Raw genomic sequence first — 1,086 nt, forward strand, 5'->3', positions numbered from 1 at the left:
GGCCGGTGGGGCCGTCGAAGCGGGTGACGGTGCCGGGGGCGGGCAGGAAGCCGCGGCCGGGGTCTTCGCCGTTGATGCGGAATTCGAAGGAGTGGCCGCGCAGGGGCGGGTCGTCGTAGCCGAGTTCTTCGCCGTCGGCGATGCGGAACATCTCGCGGACCAGGTCGATGCCGCTGACTTCTTCGGTGACGGGGTGTTCGACCTGGAGGCGGGTGTTGACTTCGAGGAAGGAGATGGTGCCGTCCTGGCCGACGAGGAATTCGCAGGTGCCTGCGCCTTCGTAGCCGGCTTCTTTGAGGATGGCCTTGGAGGCGCGGTAGAGCTCGGCGTTCTGCGCGCTGGTCAGGAACGGTGCGGGGGCCTCTTCGACGAGTTTTTGGTGGCGGCGCTGGAGGGAGCAGTCGCGGGTGGAGACGACGACGACGTTGCCGTGCTTGTCGGCCAGGCACTGGGTTTCGACGTGGCGGGGGCGGTCGAGGTAGCGCTCGACGAAGCACTCGCCGCGGCCGAAGGCGGCGACGGCCTCGCGGACGGCGGAGTCGTAGAGCTCGGGGACTTCTTCGAGGGTGCGGGCGACCTTCAGGCCGCGGCCGCCGCCGCCGAAGGCCGCCTTGATGGCGATGGGCAGGCCGTGCTGCTTCGCGAAGGTGACGACCTCGTCCGAGCCGGAGACGGGGTTGGAGGTGCCGGCGACCAGCGGGGCGCCGGCGCGCTGGGCGATGTGGCGGGCGGCGACCTTGTCGCCGAGGTCGCGGATGGCGTGCGGGGGCGGGCCGATCCAGGTCAGGCCCGCGTCCAGGACGGCCTGGGCGAATTCGGCGTTCTCGGAGAGGAAGCCGTATCCGGGGTGGATGGCGTCCGCGCCGGAATCGGCGGCGGCGGCAAGGACCTTGGCGAAGTCCAGGTAGCTGGTGGCAGGGGTGTCACCGCCCAGGGCGTATGCCTCGTCAGCCGCGCGGACGTGCAGGGCATCCCGGTCGGGGTCGGCGTAAACCGCTACGCTCCCGATCCCGGCGTCCCGGCATGCACGGGCAACGCGGACAGCGATTTCGCCACGGTTGGCGATGAGCACCTTGCGCACGTTGG

The 1,086-nt window shown here is 70.7% G+C and carries 1 protein-coding gene; it reads right to left on the bottom strand.

Annotated elements, in window-relative coordinates; all coding sequences use genetic code 11:
* Positions 1-1,081 (bottom strand): acetyl-CoA carboxylase biotin carboxylase subunit (locus LIU39_RS34685; RefSeq protein WP_227050964.1); only part of this gene is annotated, 1,081 nt, incomplete at its 3' end.
* Between the last annotated feature and the right edge of the window lie 5 nt (positions 1,082-1,086).

This window comes from Streptomyces pinistramenti, from assembly GCF_020564935.1.
Taxonomy (GTDB): Bacteria; Actinomycetota; Actinomycetes; order Streptomycetales; family Streptomycetaceae; genus Streptomyces; species Streptomyces pinistramenti.